Below are 21,759 nucleotides of genomic sequence, written 5' to 3' on the forward strand. Positions count from 1 at the left end.
ATATTATTTGTAGTTTTCGTACATTTAATAAGCAAAATGCTCTTTGATTATTTTAGGTGCATAGCTTATGTATGCTGCGCTTTAAAGATAAACAGGCATACCCGTTCGGGTTAACAATGGCGGGTATTAGCAGCAAAGCCCTGGCCTTTGGCGGAGCAGATAATAAGTATAAATACAATGGGAAGGAAGAGCAACGGAAAGAATTTGCTGACGGTAGTGGTTTGGATTGGATGGATTTTGGAGCAAGGATGTATGATGGGCAGATTGGAAGGTGGCATGTGGTAGATCCGCTGAGTGATCAAATGAGGAGGCATTCACCGTATAATTATGCTTTTGATAATCCAATTCGTTTTATTGACCCAGACGGGATGATACCAAAATCATCATCCCTAGATTTGCCTGATAACAAAGCTCCAATAAATAGGCGTTTTGATAGTGATGATGATGACGGCCATATCCCTATCTGGATGAGGGATAGACCTATGGTTATTGCTCATAGAATAACAATTGATAAAAAAGCGAAGAGAGTTGATGTTCTCAGTAATCGACTTCCATATGACGAAGTGAGTTTTGATAATGGAGTAACATGGGAGATAAAGGAAAAGGGCTGGTTTAATGAAAATGAGTATGAAGCCAATGGATACGAAGTATGGCATCCTCATGGTGTGGGAATGGGGGCTGTTGATGAAGCAATTATTACTTTAGGAGGTGCAAAAGTTTTAGGTTGGGTTTCTGGAAAAGTATCAAGTTTGTGGATTGGCAGTACTGCCACTGGAGCAGGAGCTGAGCTCGCAATTCGTACAGATATTGTAGTGTTTGGCGGTAGATCTGGTCAATTAGTAAAGACTTTAACCGGTCCCGCGAACAGTGTACTAAAAGGTAGTGAGGGGAGGATATTCATAACAAATAGTGGAGGTAAAGTAATTTGGGATATTACAAAAGACAGGGCAAAATCCGTGATTCCGGGGCAAGGATTTGGAGCTAAAATTGCTCCAACAACAGAACAATTAAACTTATTAAAAAAAGTATGGGGAGATTAATTATGGAAAATAATTGGAATACATCAGTTGGTGAAATATTAAGCGTATTTCGTGGGGCCTTGCTGTCTATTATTCCTTGGCTTGAAAAAGCAAGAATCAAATGGATAGAAAATGAAGCTTATGATGATTGGGATAATATAGTAAAGGCTTTGTATGAAAATATCGTTTGCTCTTCATTAATAGGTAAAGTTCTTCCTGAATATTCAATTGCTAAATACGAATTTCACTATGATGATTATTCAAAACTTGACTACATCAAAGTTGAAAGCAAAGACCACTCTGATAAAAACTTAGCCTTTGTTTCGTTTCAAAACAAATCTCTACCACTTGAGAATGTTAATGTAGCTATTCTAGATGAAATAGATAGAGTTATTGGATATGCTAGTTTAAAGTATAGCGATTTGGAGTTTGTATTTATAAGAAAAAAGGAAGGTAAAAAGGAGATTGTAAATATAATAGAAATATCTCTTTAAATAAAGTTATATGTACAAGTTAGCTTAAAATGGTTAGAAGCTGAAGGTAGGCTGGTGGCTCCCGGCTTCAGTTCGCCACACGAAACGAAAAGTAGTATCTGCCGCCGTTGGTGTTCTCCTTCGTCTCCTCAAATTTACAGTTTCTCACTTTATTGAACGCCCCCGTCTGGCCTGCCTGCCGGTAGGCAGGTCTTCGACCAACGGGAACCATACTGTTATCCTTAATTACCAGAATAATGAGTGAGTATCTTAAAACTGTCTGTTCCTGTTATGTAATAGCTTGCTGATGAGTAATAATAATCTTCAGGATTGCCGCACAGGCCCGCTTTAACCGGGTTGTAATGAATATAATTCATCTTTTGCTCAAACACAGCAGCTGTCCTGAGTTCGATACTCAGCGACTCCCGTTTCCATACCTGGTAATCCCGGTCATGGTTATTTACTTTAAAACCGGCTAGGCTTTCCCGGTCGCTTTTTTCCAACGAGCGCTTTAATTGCTGTGCTGTATACTTCATAAAAGATGCCTGTATAGCAGGCGGCGTATATCCAAACATGGGTTGCCAGATGAGGTGAATATGATTGCTCATGATAACAAAAGCAATTAAAACAATTCGCTTATTCTTTTACCAGGTATTCCAGGCTGCTAATAATAACATCTTTATGTTTATCCTGCAAAAGCAGGTGTTGCCACTTATAAATGGTAGCTGTAAAAAATTGTGGCCAGTATTCAGGATAGGCCTCTTTCACCGGGCTAATATAAATAGCCTGTATTTTTAACATCGGTGTTTTTCTCAGGGAAAAAAGGAAAAATAACGTAAGGAACATCCTATTTTTCGCTGTTGGTTGCACTTCGACTATGCTCAGTACCCAGACGGCGGCGTATCGTTTAATTATGAACACCAACAGCGGCGAAAAGTGAGAAACTGTAAATTTGAAAAGACTAAGGGGAACACTAACGGCGGCAAGAGGCTAAATTTAGAAAGTATCCTTTATTAATAGGACCTGTTTCAAGCTATCTATAAAATTTATATCTTTTGGAAAACTAAATTTAATAGAATCGATCTCTTCATAAATTATTGACTCAGCTTTATATTTTGCTTTAATTAATACCCATGCATAACAAGCATCTTTATCGATTTCACCAGTAATTGAATTTTTCAAATAAGTTTGCATATACTTATCAAGGTTAGAATAAATTATTCTAGACTCAACGGTATCTCCTAAAGTTTGTAATTGTGACGCTTTGAAAATATCACGATACATCTTTTTTTTATACGGCCTATCAAAAGTTTCTTCCGACAATGAATTTAAAAATAACTCACCACTTTTATAATCTTTCAACAGGAAATATATAGAAATCTTGAGTTTTATTGATTTTGCTTTTGTTGATTCACAAACTTGAGATGTATCGAGTGAATTTATTGCGAATTTTAAATAATCCTTGTTATACGAGTTTGAATACATTACAATCATTTTGCTTGCATTTCTATATGAAGCATTGCATTCTTTAATACTGATAGATTGTGCACTACATTTACTGAGAATTAAAATAATTAATATACAGCTTCCAAGTTTTTTCATTTTACATATCTTTTAATAGGAGGGGATGAAATAATAGTATTACTATATGCATTGGGTAGTGGTATTCCAAGATGAACAAATGAGACAGCTCCATTCGGAATGAAATGCCAAAAATTACCTGATACTTTTATTAGTGGCGTTGAATTGCCAGAAGGGAGAAGTTGAGATGCCGGGATGTTAATTGTGCCAACTGAATATCTAGTATTTCCGCCAACTAAACTACCACTACCATTCTCAGCAGGTCTTGTTATAGCTGTTGAATAATTTTTCCCATTAAATACTAATTCGGCCTCACCAGTTGCTACTAAAGCGTCTCCACCACTATATTTCGTAGCATTTCTAATATTAATTGAAACTCCAATAAATTCTCTATTATCCACTCCAAATTTTCCTCCAGAATATTTAATATTAGCTGTAATATTGGCGCTAGTGGTAACTTCCGCCGTTATAGTATGATTGGCTCCCATAGTAGATTGCATATTTTCTTCAAAGTCACTACCAAGAACTCCAATATTTTTATCCGTGCTGGTGGTGTATGAATTAAATCCTAAATCTTTAATAATGTCGTTATCTTTTCCAATATAAGTATGTGTGCTAGGAGTATTTGTTGGTGAGGTCACATTATTACTCCATTCATATTTTCCTGTTATCTTATTTTTAATCCAATCATCAGGTTGTTCTGAATTTTCTTTCTCTGTATTATCTTCTTCTTCCTTGTGTCCAATCCAGAACCATTCACCCGGCCGCATTCCATCCGGATCAATAAACCTTAAGGGGTTATTAAATCCATAATTATATGGAGAATGTCTTCTCATTTGATCCGCTAAAGGGTCTATAACATGCCATCTTCCAATCTGCCCATCATACATCCTTACTCCATAATCCATCCACTCCAACCCACAGCCATCAGCAAATTCTTTCCGCTGCTCCTCCTTCCCATTGTATTTGTACTTATACTCTGCTCCGCCAAAGGCCAGGGCTTTACTGCTAATGCCCGCCATTGTTAACCCGAACGGGTATGCCAAAACAATGAACTTTGATGCCTGAATTTACTACAAATGAAGGGGATGATGGCAGTTATTTCGTCGTTGGTCAGAGACCAGACGGCGGCGATGTGTTTTCAGTGGGGAACACCCATGGCAGCGTAGAACGAGGCGGTAGAAGGAGAAAATTAGTGTGTAATTTGCTTATTTTCATCATACATCTCTATTACCTTTTTTAAATAAAACAGCATAGTTTCAGTATCCATTTTGTTTTTTCTAGAAAATTCAATAATCTTCATCAACACTATATCTACTTGCTTAATATTGAGTATTTCAAAACTGGTGTCCTGTTTTACCAAAATATGTTCTGTGGAATGGCTCTTAAATGCGCCAATTCGATATATGCCGAAGAAGCTATATCCCAACACTTTTTGTGTCTTAAGTTCAGTAGCATAAACGTAATTTATGCTGTTTTTTACGTCCGCTTTATCTAATATTTTTTCATTTATAAAAAAAGAAGTGATTTCACTTTTGATTTTATTTATTATTAAATCACTTTCTATTTTTTGAGCGTTAGCTATAAAGTTTGATAATACTATAATGACAATATATATTAAACGCATATGATTATTTTTTTTGTTTATTTTTTTTGATTTGATCAATTATGTTGTTTGAAACCTTTGTGGGGCCTTCTTCAGCTACTGTATCACCTCTATTAGCTCGAATAATAATGTTGTTTTTAGTTGCGTGTTCAATTTCATGACCAATTACTGCTGCTAAAATTTCAATAAAAGTTAATCCGTTGGTAGATCTTCCTTCCTGTCCATCTCCTTTAAACATAACTATATCCCCTTCTTTATCTGCAGCCAACATTTCATTAATCCTACCTATGTATATATTAATTGTAGATTTATTTATATCAGCATCAATTGTTTTTCCTGACCCATCAGGAATCAATAAAACTTCGTTAACTGTTCCTCCAGCTACATCAATTATTTTTCCTTCCTTGTCTACTGCTTTTCCATCTTTTAATACAATTTGTATCGGTTGTTGAGAATTAACCAATTTCGTAAATTGCTCCATCCCAGCTTCTGTTTTCTGCAACTCAATGCCAATCCTTTTATCATTACCCGAAGCGTATTCAGTATATGCCCCTTTACCACTATTAGCATTTGGGTCATAAATTAATTGTCCATCTTTATTTCTCCAACCAGCAGGGCCTTGTTCCTCATCTTTTTTATCTAGCCAAAACCAATCACCACCAGGTTTCATTCCGTCCGGATCAGTAAATCTGAGAGGGTTGTCAAATGCATAATTATAGGGAGAATGGCGACGCATTTGTTCAGTTAAGGGGTCAATGACACTCCATCTCCCAATCTGCCCATCATACATCCTCGCTCCATAATCAATCCAATCCAAACCATTGCCGTCAGCAAACTCCTTCCGCTGCTCTTCCTTGCCATTGTATTTGTACTTGTTCTCTGCTCCACCAAAAGCCAGGGCTTTGCTGCAAATTCCCGCCATTGTTAACCCGAACGGGTAGTAGTGATTCCGCCGCAAAACCTTGTCCTGTTATAGATTTCAATGAACTCATTAACTACTTAAATATAACCAATTTGGTTGATAAAAGCAGGTATAAAGGTCTTTCATTGATCGTTATTTTCTCCCTTGGAATGAAAATCAGTTTCCACCAGTTTTTTGTATGCCATTTTCACTTCCTGGTTCATATAATCCTGTGCCACACCAACATAGCGGTAAAATTCCTTGCTGCCGGGTGCATGACCCGATATTTTTCTTACCAGTAATTCCGGTACGCCCATGATGAGGAGGGTAGTAATAGCGGTCCGGCGCATGCTGTGGGCGGTGATGTGTTGATGAAAACGCCAGCTCTTTCCATTCCTGTCCTTAAGTTCAACCAGCCTGCCCTGCCTGCTTATTTTTTTTGTGAGGGGCTGGTCCCAACCTGCTTTTTCCATCAATTTCTTTACTTGGATATTAAGATTGGAAACTGATAAACGGGGTAAGATATATTTGCCGGCCTTTCTTCTGTATTTTTCAACAATCGCAAGGGCATAAGCAGGCAATGGGATATTCACTTCTGAGCCTGTTTTTTGGGTAATAATTTTCAGGTAAACCTCATTGCCGGTATAAACCAGGTCTTTTTTCTTAAGGTTCATGAGGTCGCTTACCCGGAGGGCAACCGTGCAGCCAAATACAAAAATGTCTTTTGCCCGCTTCAGGTAAATAGTAAGGGCATCCTCAAATTCCTTATTTGTTATTAGGAATTGTAGTTTTTCCGGCTGCAATACCACGGGTGTAGGTTTTTGAATGGACACCCGGAATGTTTTGTGATAATTGCCCACGCTAAAACCTTTTTCTGTTTGCAGGTAATTGAAGAAAGACTTAATGGTTTTGAAAGTATTAATGACATAATTATCGCTGTATCTTTTTTCCTTGTACAGGAAGGCGGAAAACTGGTGATTGAACCTGGCCCAGTAGTTCCTTTCTTTATGCAGGGTTCTCATGGATGCCCGGTGCAGCAATTGTATCCTTAACGGTGTATCCTGCCTGGCTTCGAACTCTGTAATTAATTTTAAAGTATAGGTATAATTGGCAATAGTGCCTGCCCTAATTCTTTTGCAGGAAACCGAAAGGCGCCTGCCAGAGGCAGATTCTTTAACGAAACGCTGAAAATGTTCAGATACAAGGATCCGGGGAGTTGATCTTTTCATGATAAAAATATTTATATAGGTAAAAAAATTGCTTTTTTCCGCCGAAGCTGCTTTCCGGTAGTGTCCTATTTTGAATGATTGTCATCCTGAGGAACGAAGGATCTCCTAATCAGGTTCGTTTGCATAACCAGAGATGCTTCGTTCCTCAGCATGACAGGTCTTTTTCTCAGCAATGTCTCCTGCAAGGGACATTGCGTTTAGCGAAGACGCAAAGTCCTCGGCTTACTCACAAGGCCGGGGAGAGACGTTGCTGGGAAAAGAGTGGGAATATCGAACAAGGAACATGGAATTCTGAACAAGGAAGGGGATGCTTAAAAGCATAGTACTTCGAAATTCGACATTCCTTGTTCCTTGTTCGATATTCAGGAAACTGTTCCCGGTTGTGTAATAATTTGAAAAAGTACATCCATTAGGTTGTAAATTCGAAAACCGGGTATGAGAAAGCTTTGTTATATAGTAATATGTCTTTTACCCTTGCTGGGGGCAAGGGCACAGGAAATATTACCCCAGGCAGAAACAAAGTTCATCACCCGTTTCCCGTTCAAACAATTCAGCGGGGGGGTAATGGTCATACAGGCCCGGTTTGGCGATGTGCCCGACAGCCTGAACTTTATCCTCGACACCGGGAGCGGGGGCATTTCGCTTGACTCTTCTACCTGTGCGGAGTTCCATATCCCGGTAAAGCCTTCCGATACCAGCATCACCGGTATTGGCGGGGTACGGAAAGTGGCTTTTGCATTCGACCGGACCCTTCACCTGCCGGGGCTGCGGGTTGACCATCTTAATTTTCACGTGAACAACTACGAAGTGCTGAGCAGTGTTTATGGCGAAAAAGTAGATGGCATCATCGGGTATAGTTTCTTCAGTCGTTTTATCATTAAAATAAATTTCGACAGCAGCATGATCGAAGTGTACAGCCCCGGCAGGATCCAGTATCCCCGCAACGGCACCCTGCTGCACCCCGCTTTTACCAACCTGCCCATTCAATGGCTCGACATAAAAGATAAAAAAAGGATGGGGTTCAATTTCTATTTTGATACCGGCGCTGGCCTTTGCCTGCTGCTGAGCGAAGATTTTGTAAAAGACAGCGGCATCCTGCTTTCAAAGCGCAAACCGGTGGTAACGCAGGCCGAGGGACTGGGAGGCAAGCTGCAAATGCGGCTTACCCTGGTAAAGGAAGTGAAAGTGGGCCCCTACCGGTTCAGGCATGTGCCCACCTACCTGTATAAAGACGACTACAATGTTACTTCATACCCGTTCACCGGCGGCCTGCTGGGCAACGACCTGCTCCGCCGGTTCAACATGATCTTTAATTATCCCAACCGGGAGATCCATTTAACACCCAACAGCCATTTTGAGGAAAGCTTTGATTATGCCTATACGGGCCTGGGTATCTATTATGTAGACGGGAAAATAATCGTGGAAGACGTGATCAAGGGCTCCCCGGCCGATAAGGCCCATTTTAAAGTGAATGATGAAGTGATCGCCGTAGACAGGAACTTCTCATTGAACATGCAGGTATATAAGGCTATCCTGCAGCGGCCCAACGAGACCGTCAAGGTATTGATAAGAAGGGATGGAGCGGTGCTGAAGGAATTGACCATCAATACCGCCCGTATCCGTTAAACAGCATCAACCGTTTACGCTCCCCTCCGTACATTTGCAACATGATACAATTTGAAAGATTCAGTCTTGATAACGGGCTTGTGGTCCTGGTTCACCAGGATAAGAGCACACCCATGGCGGTGGTGAATGTACTGTACGATGTGGGCGCCCGGGATGAAGACCCCGCCAAAACAGGATTTGCACATTTGTTTGAACACCTGATGTTTGGCGGCAGCGTGAATATACCCGTGTATGATGAGCCGCTGCAGCTTGCCGGCGGCGAGAACAATGCCTTTACTACCAATGACCTTACCAATTATTACTGCCAGTTGCCGGCCGAAAACCTGGAAACGGCATTCTGGCTCGAAAGCGACCGCATGTTGTCCCTGGCATTCAGCAAAAAAAGCCTCGAAGTGCAGCGCAAGGTTGTGAGCGAAGAATTCAAAGAGCATTACATCAATAAACCATACGGCGATGTATGGCATAAAATGCGTGAGCTGGCATACACTACACACCCGTACCGCTGGATGACGATCGGCAAGGAACTGGGCCATATTGAGAACGCCACGCTGGATGATGTGAAGGCTTTTTTCAATAAGCATTATAACCCCTCCAATGCCATCCTGGTTGTTGCCGGCAATGTGACCACGGAAGAAGTGAAAAGGCTGGCAGAGAAATGGTTTGGTCCCATACCGGCCGGTGAAAAATACAACCGCAACCTGCCGGCCGAACCAAAGCAGACCGAAGCCCGGGTACATACAGTGAAAGCGGGCGTTCCGTTGGATGCGCTGTATAAATGCTGGCATATCTATCCCAGGACCGATAAGCGGTATTATACCGCCGACCTGATCACCGAGATCCTGAGCGGGGGCGGTTCTTCCAGGCTGTACCAGTCATTGGTGAAAGAAAAACAACTGTTCAGCAATATTGAATGTTATCACCTGGGAAGTACCGATGCCGGCCTGCTCACCATCGAAGGCAAACTGGTGAAAGGGGTGAAGATGGAAACGGCAGAAGCAGCGATCAGGGAAGAGCTGGTAAAACTGCAGGAGGAAGGCATCAGCACCCGGGAGCTGGATAAAGTGAAGAACAAAACGGAAAGCATGATCGCCTTTGAAGACATGAGCATAACCAGCCGGGCCGCCAGCCTGGCCATCTACGAACTGCTGGGGGATGCCAACCTCATCAATACCGAACTGGACCGCTACCGGGCCGTGACGGCCGAAGAGATCCGGAACGAATGCAAAATAATTTTTGACGAAAGGAATTCCAATACGCTGTATTATTATTCCAATAACTGAACTAAATGAACAGAACCGAAGCGCCGCTGATAAAAGATGCCATTGAATTTAACCTGCTGCTGAAACCGTATGAATTGTTCACGCTGGATAACGGCGTGCCCGTTTACGCCGTGAATGCCGGGGCGCAGGAAGTGCTGCAGCTGGAGCTGGTGTTTTATGCCGGTAACTGGTTCGAGCAGCAGCGGTCCGTGGCATCGGCCACCAACTATTTATTAAAGAATGGCACAACCGGTAAAACCGCATTTCAGCTTAACGAGGAATTTGAATACTATGGCGCTTACTGCAACCGTGCCTGTTATAATGAAACGGCCGTTGTGTCCCTTTCTTCGTTAAGCAAACATTTACCGGCCCTGTTGCCTGTTATCCGGGAGATGATCACCGACTCTGTTTTCAATGATACCGAACTGGATATTTATAAGCAGAACAGCAAACAGCGCCTGGCCGTGAGCCTGAAGAAAAGTGATTTTGTTGCTGCCCGCCTTTCGGATGCCCACCTGTATGGCGAAGAACATCCGTATGGAAAATATACAAATGCCGAAGACCTGGATGCACTGAACAGCAGCCTGCTTAAGGAATATTTCCGGCACTATTACCTGAACGGACACTGTGTGATCTTTGTGAGCGGCAAATTACCCGGCGACCTGCAGCAGCAGCTGAACCGGGCATTCGGTGATCTCGCCATCCGGACCTTTGATAATAAACTTCCTTTTATAGATACCTCCCCGGCAACAGAAAAAAAATACCGCATTCACAATGATCCCGATGGGGTGCAGGGCGCCATCCGCATTGCAAGGCCCTTCCCCAACCGGCATCACCCCGATTTTATGAAAGTGATGGTGCTGAACACCCTGTTTGGAGGATTTTTCGGGAGCCGGCTCATGGCCAACATACGGGAAGACAAAGGATATACCTATGGCATTCACAGTTATGTGCAGAACCATATCCAGCAATCGGCCTGGGTGATAAGCACCGACGCAGGAAAGGATGTTTGCGAAGCAACCATTGAAGAAGTGTATAAGGAAATGGCAAAACTGCGGGAAGAAAGGATTGATGAAGACGAACTGATGCTGGTGCGCAATTATTTGGTGGGTACCATACTCGGTGACCTCGACGGCCCCTTTCATATCATGGGCCGCTGGAAGAACCTGGTGCTGAATGGTCTCGGGGAATCTTATTTTTACGATTCGGTGAATACCATTAAAACGATTTCGGCAGAGGAACTGAATGTGCTTGCAAATAAATACCTGGTGCCGGAAGATTTTTACGAATTAGTAGTAATTTAAAGAATATTAATGATCCTTAAACCAGGTCGTTTACCGGTTTGAAAAAACGGATGTCAGCCTGAGCTTGTCGAAGGCGATTAAGTAGAACGATTAGCTTCGACATCCCGATAGGTATCGGGACAGCCTGACAGAATTTATTGTTCAGAATTTTCAAACGGATGCACGGCCTTTAATCATCCGCCAACTGGCGGAGACAAGAATATGCAAAAGTGGCTGATCAAAATACTGGTGTGTTCGGTAAATGTATTTGTGCTGGCATATATCCTGCCGGGCATTACGATCGTTGATTTTTTTACCGCCATCATTGTTGCGGTGGTGCTGTCATTGCTGGATGCTTTTGTGAAACCGCTGCTTGTGCTTTTCACACTGCCTGCCACCATTGTAACGCTTGGACTTTTCCTGTTTGTGATAAACGCCGGCATCATCCTGCTGGATGCCTATTTTGTGCATGGGTTCAAGGTAGACAGTTTCTGGCATGCCCTGCTGTTTGGGGCCCTGCTCTCTTTTTTTAATTCGGTGGTGCACCGGAAGGCATTTCCTGCAGAAGATAAAAAGGAAGAAGTATAAACTACTTACCGTATTGAACGCCGTGGAGTGGTCTTTGACCAGCCACGAAAGAAAGTACAGTCGCTTGCGTCTTTTTTCCTGGTACCAGTTTGCCACAAAGACACAAAGGCACGAAGGACTGAAGCAAAAAAATGCGCAGCATTTTCTTTAGTGTCTTAGTGTCTTCGTGGTTAAATTCTTTTTTTCCGGCTGGTCGAAGACCACGCCGTGGCATCCGTAAGAGGCAATTCTTAAACGCTTGAACGCCGTGGCGTGGTCTCTGACCAGCCACGAAAGAAAGTACAGTCGCTTGCGTCTTTTTTCCGGGTACCTGTCTGAGTCATAGCAGCACAACCAAAAAATATTTCCCGCCTTTGTTCCTGTAAAAGCACCGTTGGTTCCGGCTGGTCGAAGACCACGCCGTGGCATCCTGTATAAACTGCTTGCCACATTGAACGCCGTGACGTGGTCTCTGACCAGCCACGAAAGAAAGTACAGTCGCTTGCGTCTTTTTTCCTGGTACCTGTCTAAGTTATAGCGGCAAAAGGCAGACTCAGGGGGACAGTTCCTTATTCAATTTTCATATTGAACCGCCTTGCCTGTTCTTTAATGGTCTTTTCCACTTCGGTTTCTAAAGTGGTGCCCGCATCGTTCTTGTTGTTGATATTTCTGACCCTTTCGGCGGCTATATAGGCATCTCTTTGCGCATTCAGCCTCGTTATCTCATTCTGAACATTACTGCGTTCGGCGCTTTTCTGGTTAACAAGTGCTTTCAGTTCTTCTTTGGTCTTGTTCTTCAAACTGTCGGGCAGGGCCTTTTTATCGAGTTTGTCCAATACCGCATCACCTTCTTTTTCTTTTGCATCAACCAGGTCCCAGCTTTCATTCTTATATAGCTCTTTTTTGCCTTTAACGGTCACCCGTTTTATGGCTGCCGACTTATTGGTGGCATAGTTTAACTGGTCAACCTGCACCTGCTTGGCCTGTTTGGAAAATCCATCATAGCTATATGCAATATAGGTATTGTTCAGTTTGTCATTCAGCGAGAACAACACACTGTCGTACGGCGTAGGAATGTCTTCGGTTTTCGCATCCTGGTTGATGTTGCTGAAACTTCCGTTGCCGCATTCGGCGCCCAGGTTCCAGTGTTCCCGTATCCCGTCCATGCGGCTGCCGCAATAGATCGTGTTCACGATCACGCCTTTCTTCTTTGCCTCCGCACAGGCTTTTGCATAATGCAGGTTGCCCTGTAAGAAATCTTCGTTGCCGGCAATGAAGATCACTTTATAACTGGATGTATTTGCATCCCAGGCGAGTTCATCCATGGAGGTGAAGATCACGTGGCCGCAATATTCATCACCACCATAGGTGGTAAGACTGAACAGGTTCTGCGAAAGCGAATCCAGGTCGCTGATGAAACCATTTATCTTTTTTACATAACCCGCTTTTACGTTGTTGCTGCTCCGGCCATATTCATAAAGTGCTATTTCTATCTGCGGCAGCACATCGTTTTCACATGTTGCTTTTCCCATTACGGTCACCATGTTCCATAGCTGCGCCTTGGCCTGTTCTATCAGCCCGTCCATGCTGTTGCTTACATCCAGCAGGATGGCAGCCTGGATCTTCGGGCGGGCATTTTGTACAGGCGCCGGTTTGAGCGGACCGCTTTGGGTACCGGTAAAAGAGGAAATGGTGATCACTGCGGCCAGGGCAAAAAAAGAGGCAACAGCAGTTTTGAGGAGTGATTGCATAAAGAGAGGTTTTCATTCAGATGCAGCGCTTTGATGAATTGCACATGCGGGTTTTAAAAAAGGACCGTCTTTATATTTGTGTTAACATTCAAAAAGAGGAATTCAAGCTATAAAGTACAAAAGCAATTTGGTAAGCTCCGGCAACATCTGCTAACTTTACCTATAATTTATCTTATGCAATTCGACAGAAAAGATTTAAGCAACGATGAGTTGATATCCATCTATAGAAAACTGCTGCTGCCCCGGATGATCGAGGAAAAGATGCTGGTATTGTTGCGGCAGGGAAAGATCAGCAAATGGTTCAGCGGCATCGGGCAGGAAGCCATTGCCGTTGGCGCCACCCTTGCGTTGCAGAAAGACGAATGGATCATGCCTCTGCACCGAAACCTGGGCGTATTCACTTCCCGGGATATGCCGCTGAGTAAACTGTTCATGCAGTGGCAGGGCAATAAGGAAGGATACAGCAAGGGCAGGGAACGTAGTTTTCACTTCGGCACCAGGGAACAGCATATCTGCGGCATGATATCGCACCTGGGTCCGCAGCTGGCCATTGCAGATGGGGTAGCGCTTGCATATAAACTCAGAAAAGAAAATAAGGTATCGCTGGCCTTCACCGGCGATGGCGGAACCAGCGAAGGGGATTTTCATGAAGCATTGAACACGGCTGCGGTGTGGGACCTGCCGGTGATCTTCATCATTGAGAACAATGGCTATGGATTGAGTACACCGGTGAATGAACAATATCGCTGTAAAAGTTTAGTAGATAAAGCCATCGGTTACGGCATAGAAGGCGTACAGATCGATGGGAATAATATCCTGTCGGTGCTTGATACCATTAAAGGTGTTCGGGATTACTGCATTAAAAATCAAAAACCCTACCTGATCGAGTGCATGACCTTCCGCATGCGCGGGCATGAAGAAGCCAGCGGCACCAAATACGTTCCTAAAGAACTCTTTGAGGAATGGGAAAAGAAAGACCCGGTGAAGAATTTTGAACAATACCTGGTTGCCGGACATGTTTTAACCGGTACAAAGATCGACCAGATCAGGAATGAGACCAAATCATATATTGAAACGGAATTGAGTATTGCATACAATGCGAAGGCACTTGTTGCGGATCTGGAAGAAGAGGTTAATGATGTGTATGCGGAGAGAAAGGATGCAGGATACAAGATGCAGGATACGGGTACGGATCATCCGGGATCTGGCATCCTGAATCCGGGATCTCCTGATAAGCGTTTCGTCGACGGCATCAAAGACGCCCTTCATCAATCCATGCAAAAACATCCCAACCTTATTTTAATGGGCCAGGATATTGCAGAATATGGTGGCGCTTTTAAAATAACGGAAGGGTTTGTGCAGGAGTTTGGAAAAGAAAGGGTGCGGAACACGCCGCTCTGTGAAAGCGCTATTGTGGGTGCAGCATTGGGATTAAGCCTGGAAGGATACAAATCCATGATGGAGATGCAGTTTGCCGATTTTGTTACGGTGGGGTTCAACCAGATCATCAACAACCTGGCAAAGATCCATTACCGCTGGGGACAAAATGCCGATGTGGTCATCCGCATGCCCACCGGCGGAGGCGTAGGCGCCGGTCCGTTCCATTCGCAAAGCAATGAAGCATGGTTTGTGCATACGCCGGGATTGAAAGTTGTTTATCCTTCCACCCCTGCCGATGCAAAAGGATTACTGATCGCTGCCATCAACGACCCCAACCCTGTAATGTATTTTGAGCATAAGGCATTGTACCGTTCGGTAAGCGGCCCGGTACCGGATGAGTACTATGAGGTTGAGATCGGCAAAGCAAGACTGGTGCAAAGCGGAGATGATATCAGCATCATCACCTATGGTTCGGGCGTGCACTGGGCCATGGACTATGCAAAGAATCACGAAGACATTTCCTTTCATATTCTGGATCTCCGGACCTTACTGCCCCTGGATCACGATGCCATCAAAGAAGCGGTTGCTGCCACCGGCAAGGTCTTACTGCTGCATGAAGACACGCTGACCGGCGGCATCGGCGGTGAGATAGCTGCATGGATCGCTGAAAACTGTTTCAGCCAGCTGGATGCACCGGTGATGCGTTGCGCTTCGCTGGATACACCCATCCCGTTCAACCTGGAACTGGAAAAGAATTTTATGGCCTACAGCAGGCTGGATGCATTTGTGGAGAAGCTGCTGAATTATTAGTAATTTCAGTATCCCTGCCCAGTCTAACTAAACTGTTTAAAAAGTGTCAAAGGTTCATTTTCGCCGTGGCGCCCGTGAGAGACAATTCTTAAACCCGTTCCGCCGTGGCGTGGTCTTTGACCAGCCACTAAAGAAAGAACAGTCGCTAACGTCTTTCTTCCCAATTGCATGCCTGAGTGATAGCGGCAGAACCAATGAGTATTTTCTGCCTTTCTTTCTGTGAAAAAGACCGTTGGTTCCGGCTGGTCAAAGACCACGCCGTTGCGTCCGTGAGAGGCAATTCTTAAACCCGTTCCGCCGTGGCGTGGTCTATGACCAGCCACTAAAACAAGAACAGTCGCTTATGTCTTTCTTCCCAATTGCATGTCTGAGTGATAGCGGCAGAACCAATGAGTATTTTCCGCCTTTCTTTTTGTGAAAAAGACCGTTGGTTCCGGCTGGTCAAAGCCCACGCCGGGGCATCCATGAGGGGCAATTCTTAAACCCGTTCCGCCGTGGCGTGTTCTATGACCACCCACTAAAGAAAGAACAGTCGCTAACGTCTTTCTTCCCAATTGCATGCCTGAGTGATAGCGGCAGAACCAATGAGTATTTTCTGCCTTTCTTTCTGTGAAAAAGACCGTTGGTTCCGGCTGGTCAAAGACCACGCCGTGGCATTCGGGAGGGGTAGAGGGTTTTAATTTGGATCTGGAATTCCAGCCTCAGCGAAAGCCTGGAACTGGAAAAGAATTTTATGGCCTACAGCCGGCTGGATGGATTTGTAGAGAAGCTGCTGAATTATTAGTAATTTCAGTATCCCTGCCCAAACCATCTAAACCGATCAACAAATGACAAAGAATCTTTTATTCATTGCAGCGATCACCGTTTTCATTTCCTGTGCCCAGCCCGGTAAAAAAGAAAGTCCGGCAACAGCTTCGGCCGGCAGTACATACCTCCCGGCTGTTTTTGCCGACCCCAACCGGCTGGAAAAAATAAAGGGGGCTATGTCAGTCGTGGACAGCATCTACAAAAAACATGCAACCGACAACCATTTCCCTGCCATTTCTTTTGGGGTAGTGGTAGATGGGCAACTCATCTATAAGAACAGCTATGGTTATACCGATGTTGAAAAGAAGATACCGGCAACCTCATCCTCCCTGTTCCGCATTGCTTCCATGAGTAAAAGTTTTACCTGCATGGCCATTTTAAAACTCCGGGATGAAGGAAAACTGAACCTGGATGATCCGGCGCATTTATATATCCCTGAGCTAAAAAATCTGAAGTACCCAACCGCTGATGCGCCGCCGATCACGATACGCCATTTGATGACACATGGTGCCGGCTTCCCGGAAGATAATCCCTGGGGCGACCGGCAGCTTGCGGATACCGATAAGGACCTGATGGAATTCATCGGCAAACAGATCTCTTTTTCCAATCCGCCGGGCATTGCTTTCGAATACAGCAATTTAGGTTTTGCACTGCAGGGGAAGATCATAACAAAGGTATCCGGCATGCGGTACCAGGACTATATCAAAAAAAATATTTTTGATCCGCTGGGTATGAAAACTGCCACGTATGAATATGCAGATGTAGCTCCTGGTAAATTAGCACATGGTTACCGTTGGCTGAATGAGAAGTGGAACGAAGAAGTATTGCTGCATGATACAAAGGACGGAAGCTGGGGTGCCATGGGCGCCATGATCAGTTCTATTGATGAGTTTGCCGGTTATATGGCATTCCATCTTTCTGCCTGGCCGCCAGGCAATGCAAAAGATGACGGACCCATAAAAAGAAGTTCGGTGAGGGAAATGCACCATCCCTGGCGGTGGAATGGTTTTAATGCGAATTTCAAATTCCCGGATGGAAGGACCTGTGCCGTTACATCAGCGTATTGTTATGGTTTGGGATGGTTGAATGATTGTGATGGTAAAACGTATATTTCTCATAGTGGCGGACTGCCGGGCTTTGGAAGCCAGTGGCGCATCATGCCCGATTACGGCATTGGCGTAGTTGCATTTGCCAACCGTACCTATGCACCCATGGGGGGCGTGAACCTGCGGGTGCTGGATACGATCATCAAAATGGCCGGCCTGCAACCCCGGCAACTTCCCCCGTCAAAGATCCTGGAGCAACGCAAAAATGAGCTGATGAAGATATTGCCCGGCTGGGATAAAGCCGAACAGAGCGGCATCTTTGCCGAGAACTTTTTCCCGGATTACCCGATCGACAGTCTTAAAAAAGAAGCAAGAGGCCTGTTTACAAAAGCCGGAAAAATAATTGCGGTCAAAGAAATGAGACCCGAGAACCAGTTGCGGGGTTCTTTTATCATTGAAGGGGAGAAAATAAACATCGAAATATATTTCACCTTATCACCTGAGAATCCTGCATTGATACAGGAGTATCATATAAGGGAAGTACCGAAACAATGATTTTTAACCGCAGAGGCGCAAAGGCGCAGAGTTTTGGTTCGAAAGAAGTTGAACGCCGTGGCGTGGTCTATGGCCAGCCACGAAAGAAAACCAATAAGTATTTTCCGTCTTTCTTAATATGAAAGCACTGTTGATCCCGGCAGGTCAAAGACCACGCCGGGGCATCCGGGTAGGAAAAGGCAATTCTTAAACCCGCGAACGCCGTGGCGTGGTCTATGACCAGCCACTATTGAAAGTACTATCGCTTTCGTTTTTTTTCTTTTGTAGCTGTCTATTTCATAGCGGCAACACCAATAAGTATTTTCCACTTTCAAAAACAGCGATGGTACCGGCAGGTCGAAGACCACGCCGGGGCGCATGGGCGAAAAATATACGGCCTTCCTATCTGGGGTTACACTACCCGGTCCTGTATGGCGTCTAAAAAATCCTTGCGCCTGCGTTGTGATACTTCCAACCCTTTATTGTTTTCCATCATTACATATCCGCCGTCATGCCGTTGAAATTCTTTCACCTTTTTCAGGTTGATCAGATAGTGGTGGTGGATGCGAAAGAACCTATGTCCTCCCAGCTGATCTTCAAATTCACCCAGTGCCTTTGACGATACCAGTTTATGGCCATCGGTTAAAAAAACATAGGTATATGAACCATTCGCTTCACAGTAAATGATTTCGCTGAAATTGACAAAAACGATCTTATCCGACATGGCGATGCCAATCTTCTGGTCGGTGTTGCCGGAATGGTTATTCAACAGCTTATCCAGGTTTTGTAATTGAATGGAAAGCCTGCCCAATTCGTTCCGTACATCATGCCTTATCTTCTGTATCACTTTGATCACATCCTCCGAACCCACGGGCTTGAGTAAATAATCCACGGCGCTCAATCGGAATGCTTCCACGGCATATGCATCGTATGCTGTAACAAACACAACCCGGAAACCGGGGGATGGAAAACTGCGAACGAGATCTACGCCGGTCATTCCCGGCATTTCTATATCGAGGAAAACAAGGTCTGGATGCAGTTGTTCGATCAGGGCCTTTCCTTCTTCGGGGGAGTTGGAAACAGCCAGTACTTCCACATCCTCCCGGCAATGCTTTTTCAGTAATGTGCTCAAAACACTTACGGCAGAAGGCTCGTCATCAATTAGGATGGTCCGTATCATGGGTTAATTGTTTGGCTTGTTGGGATAAGGTGAATGGCACCTGGATCTTAACCAGCGTGCCGATAGCCTGGTCATGGTCCTGCAGGTCGGTTATACTGGTGTGGATGGCAGTGCCGTATTCCTTTGACAGCAGTTCGAACCGTTTTGACAGCAACTGCATTCCCTTTGAATGATGTCCGTGCCGGAATTGCTGCTTCAGTTCTGCTGCTTTTTTCCTGCCGATGCCGTTGTCTTCAACCTCGAACTCTGTGGCCCGGCTGCCCTCATGAATACGAACCTGCAGTTTCCGCTCCCCTTTTTTATTGGATAACCCATGCCAGATAGCATTCTCAATATAAGGCTGCAGCATCATGTTCGGGATCATCCGTTCTTCGGCATCCAGTTCCGGGTCTTTTTCGATGGAATATTGCAGGTTCGGTATCCTTAGATTTTCCAATGACAGGTACAGTTCAAGCAATTCCAGTTCCTGCCGGACACTAACAAAGGGCTGATCGGCATTATCCAGAAGCATCCGCAGCAGTTTGGAAAAGCGGGAGAGGTAGAGTTGGGATTTTTCGTTGTTCTCATTAACGATCAGGTCCTGGATCGCATTCAGGGAGTTGAACATGAAATGCGGGTTGAGCTGTGCCCTGAGACTTTGCAACTCCAGTTCTGCCATCTTATGCACGGCTTCGGCTTTTTCAACTGCCCTTAGTCTGAGTGTTCTTTGACGCAAGTAAAGGAAGACAAATACTAAAACAAAAATCAGCATCCCCGTCCCCATCATCCGTATTTCATTTTTTCTATTAATGACAGCCTTTTCTCTTTCCTGCTTTGCTTTGGTAGTTGCAAGCACCAGCCCGGATCTATATTTTTCTTCAGCTACTGCCTGCTCATGTTTAAGTTGTTCTTCCGCTTTTATTCTTTCCTGCCCGGTTCTTTCATCGGCCACTGCCAGATCAAAAAGGTATTTCTCCTGCGCAGCCTGTAATGCATGACGGGTTCTTTCTTCGGCCAGTTTTTTTTCACCGGCAATTCTTACTTCGGCTAAAGCCCTGTCATTTTGCGCTTTTTCTTCCGTAACCGCTTTTTCCACTTCGAATTGGGTACGTTGCTGCTCCAGTTTACGGGTGGTTTCGTTATTCATTATTGAGTCTCTTATTTTCAGATGCATCTCTTTGTACTCAATCGCTTTTTTATAATCTTTTAGCGCTAAATAGATTTCAGATAGCTGCCGGTAGGCATTTTGTTCACTTTGCTTGTACCCGAAATCTTTCATTACTGCTGCAGCTTTGCTGATATACATGATGGCTGAATCATATTTATTTTTTGCTTCCTTTTCCGGCAACCGGGCAGACTGCTTAGCCAAGAGCGAACCAATATTGATTTCTGATTCAGCAACACCCCACTTATCGTTTACCGCCGACCGCAATTGTAAAGCAGAACGGCACATGCCTAATGCTTCATCAAGTTTACCCTGCTTGGTTTTTACAGTACCTATCTGGTTATACATATATGCCTCGTTCTGTTTGTCGTTCAAATCCCTGTAAATTTCCAGCGTCTTGGTAAATACATTTATAGCTTCTTCATATTTTTCCTGTTTTGTGTAAATAACACCGAGGCTGCCGGAGGCAGATGCAATTCCTCTTTTATTTCCCGTCTCTTCCGATATTTTTAAGCTCTCTTTTGCTGCAGTAAACGAAGCGGCCAGGTTGTTCTCATACTGGTAAAGCACACTTAAGTTCCGCAATGCACCTGCTATCATATTTTTATTGCCCGCCTCTCTTGCCAACTTCAGCGCAAGTAGAAAATTTTTCAGCGCCTCGGGGTAATTAGCCAAATTTCCATAAACAGACCCAATACCGAGATAAGTAGTCATCAACCCGTCTTTATTACCCAGTTCCTCATAAATTTTCATTGCTGCATGGCGGTACCGAAGAGCTTCCACATAGCTGTCTTTTTTGGTATGTTCAAAAGCAATGCTTGTAAATGTATTTGCCTCAGCAGTCTTGTCTCCCATTTCATGATACAGGCTTGCAGCCAGTTTATATTTACCTACTGCATTTTCCCAGTTGCCTTTTTTTGATTCGGCCTGCCCTTTCAGAATTATTGCATTTGCTTTACCGGACTTATAATGGAGTACGGAAGCCAGCATTTCTGAACTGTCTGCGTAGGTAATTGCCTTTGCAGTATTATTAATGCTGATATATTTTGAAGCAAGATCATTGAGCAGTTTTACCTTATTGGAATCCTGTTTTGCAGAATTAAGAACGGTCAGCAATGAATCAATTGTTTTGTTCTGGCCACAAACAGTTAAGCCGCAGAAAAGAAGAAGCAATTTCCAGTATACGATGCGAATAATACTTATCATGCTGATATTTTACCGACAACGATTTTATAGTATAGAGCCCGGTTTGTTAAATAGGGTGCGAACCAGATCGCAGAAACCAGAGTTTTTGTATCTGCAAAAAAAGACTGCTTTAAGTTAGTAAATTAATACAAGGAACAAGCTGCAAATTCATTGATTAATAAATGCAGGAATTCTTTAATAACTGAAGCAATAATGCTATAAGTGCAAATACCGGAGCCTGATTGCTTCCGGGACCGTAAAAAACCATTTTCCCTGCCTCAAATCACTTATCATTCCAGGGCATCAGTTATTAAATGGCTTCCCCGCCTGTTAAGCAGCTATTGCCAGTAGTGTTATGGCATAATAGATTTGGTTCAA

The 21,759-nt window shown here is 44.1% G+C and carries 16 protein-coding genes and 1 pseudogene; 8 read left to right on the forward strand and 9 right to left on the reverse strand.

The window, feature by feature from the left end:
- The first annotated feature begins 71 nt into the window (after positions 1-71).
- A complete protein-coding gene (locus tag IPJ02_15155) occupies positions 72-1,040 on the forward strand; it encodes a hypothetical protein (GenBank protein MBK7376830.1) in 969 nt (322 codons plus the stop codon).
- Between the two features lie 2 nt (positions 1,041-1,042).
- On the forward strand, positions 1,043-1,513 hold the full coding sequence (locus IPJ02_15160) for a hypothetical protein (protein MBK7376831.1): 471 nt from the start codon (positions 1,043-1,045) through the stop codon (positions 1,511-1,513).
- A gap of 221 nt (positions 1,514-1,734) precedes the next feature.
- Here IPJ02_15160 and IPJ02_15165 read toward each other — a convergent pair.
- The 6 genes and pseudogenes from IPJ02_15165 to IPJ02_15190 all read right to left on the reverse strand — a co-directional run bounded on the left by IPJ02_15165 (position 1,735) and on the right by IPJ02_15190 (position 6,809).
- Positions 1,735-2,293: pseudogene (locus IPJ02_15165) on the reverse strand (transposase).
- A 195-nt stretch (positions 2,294-2,488) separates the two neighbouring features.
- Positions 2,489-3,094 carry a hypothetical protein gene (locus IPJ02_15170; GenBank protein ID MBK7376832.1) on the reverse strand — a complete coding sequence of 202 codons (606 nt, stop codon included), beginning with the start codon at positions 3,092-3,094 and terminating at the stop codon, positions 2,489-2,491.
- Positions 3,091-4,095 carry a hypothetical protein gene (locus IPJ02_15175; protein MBK7376833.1) on the reverse strand — a complete coding sequence of 335 codons (1,005 nt, stop codon included), beginning with the start codon at positions 4,093-4,095 and terminating at the stop codon, positions 3,091-3,093. Before IPJ02_15175 ends, IPJ02_15170 begins: the two co-directional genes overlap by 4 nt.
- Before the next feature lie 170 nt (positions 4,096-4,265).
- Positions 4,266-4,700, reverse strand: coding sequence for a hypothetical protein (locus IPJ02_15180; GenBank protein ID MBK7376834.1), 435 nt, complete (start codon positions 4,698-4,700; stop codon positions 4,266-4,268).
- Positions 4,701-4,704: 4 nt separating this feature from the next.
- Positions 4,705-5,601, reverse strand: a complete 897-nt coding sequence (locus IPJ02_15185; protein ID MBK7376835.1) for a hypothetical protein — start codon at positions 5,599-5,601, stop codon at positions 4,705-4,707.
- 122 nt (positions 5,602-5,723) lie between these two features.
- Positions 5,724-6,809, reverse strand: coding sequence for a tyrosine-type recombinase/integrase (locus IPJ02_15190; GenBank protein MBK7376836.1), 1,086 nt, complete (start codon positions 6,807-6,809; stop codon positions 5,724-5,726).
- 435 nt (positions 6,810-7,244) lie between these two features.
- On the opposite strand from IPJ02_15190, the gene IPJ02_15195 reads away from it, so the two are divergent.
- The 4 genes from IPJ02_15195 to IPJ02_15210 all read left to right on the forward strand — a co-directional run bounded on the left by IPJ02_15195 (position 7,245) and on the right by IPJ02_15210 (position 11,565).
- Positions 7,245-8,435, forward strand: a complete 1,191-nt coding sequence (locus IPJ02_15195) for an aspartyl protease family protein (protein ID MBK7376837.1) — start codon at positions 7,245-7,247, stop codon at positions 8,433-8,435.
- 41 nt (positions 8,436-8,476) lie between these two features.
- Positions 8,477-9,715 carry an insulinase family protein gene (locus tag IPJ02_15200; GenBank protein MBK7376838.1) on the forward strand — a complete coding sequence of 413 codons (1,239 nt, stop codon included), beginning with the start codon at positions 8,477-8,479 and terminating at the stop codon, positions 9,713-9,715.
- 5 nt (positions 9,716-9,720) lie between these two features.
- On the forward strand, positions 9,721-10,998 hold the full coding sequence (locus tag IPJ02_15205; GenBank protein MBK7376839.1) for an insulinase family protein: 1,278 nt from the start codon (positions 9,721-9,723) through the stop codon (positions 10,996-10,998).
- Between the two features lie 201 nt (positions 10,999-11,199).
- A complete protein-coding gene (locus IPJ02_15210; GenBank protein MBK7376840.1) occupies positions 11,200-11,565 on the forward strand; it encodes a phage holin family protein in 366 nt (121 codons plus the stop codon).
- Between the two features lie 548 nt (positions 11,566-12,113).
- Here IPJ02_15210 and IPJ02_15215 read toward each other — a convergent pair.
- Complete coding sequence (locus IPJ02_15215; GenBank protein MBK7376841.1) at positions 12,114-13,295, reverse strand: hypothetical protein; 1,182 nt, start codon at positions 13,293-13,295, stop codon at positions 12,114-12,116.
- A 174-nt stretch (positions 13,296-13,469) separates the two neighbouring features.
- Between IPJ02_15215 and IPJ02_15220 the strand changes: the two genes are divergently transcribed.
- Together IPJ02_15220 and IPJ02_15225 are read left to right on the forward strand one after the other, a co-directional pair.
- Positions 13,470-15,485: a dehydrogenase E1 component subunit alpha/beta gene (locus IPJ02_15220; protein MBK7376842.1), complete on the forward strand. Its 2,016-nt coding sequence runs from the start codon at positions 13,470-13,472 to the stop codon at positions 15,483-15,485.
- Positions 15,486-16,312: 827 nt separating this feature from the next.
- On the forward strand, positions 16,313-17,893 hold the full coding sequence (locus IPJ02_15225; protein ID MBK7376843.1) for a beta-lactamase family protein: 1,581 nt from the start codon (positions 16,313-16,315) through the stop codon (positions 17,891-17,893).
- Between the two features lie 391 nt (positions 17,894-18,284).
- Here IPJ02_15225 and IPJ02_15230 read toward each other — a convergent pair whose 3' ends face one another.
- Both IPJ02_15230 and IPJ02_15235 read right to left on the reverse strand, forming a co-directional pair.
- Positions 18,285-19,052, reverse strand: coding sequence for a response regulator transcription factor (locus IPJ02_15230; protein MBK7376844.1), 768 nt, complete (start codon positions 19,050-19,052; stop codon positions 18,285-18,287).
- Complete coding sequence (locus tag IPJ02_15235; protein MBK7376845.1) at positions 19,030-21,402, reverse strand: tetratricopeptide repeat protein; 2,373 nt, start codon at positions 21,400-21,402, stop codon at positions 19,030-19,032. The genes IPJ02_15230 and IPJ02_15235 overlap by 23 nt, the downstream gene beginning before the upstream one ends.
- Positions 21,403-21,759 lie beyond the last annotated feature (357 nt).

Source organism: Chitinophagaceae bacterium, assembly GCA_016710165.1.
In the GTDB taxonomy this organism is placed as follows: domain Bacteria; phylum Bacteroidota; class Bacteroidia; order Chitinophagales; family Chitinophagaceae; genus Ferruginibacter.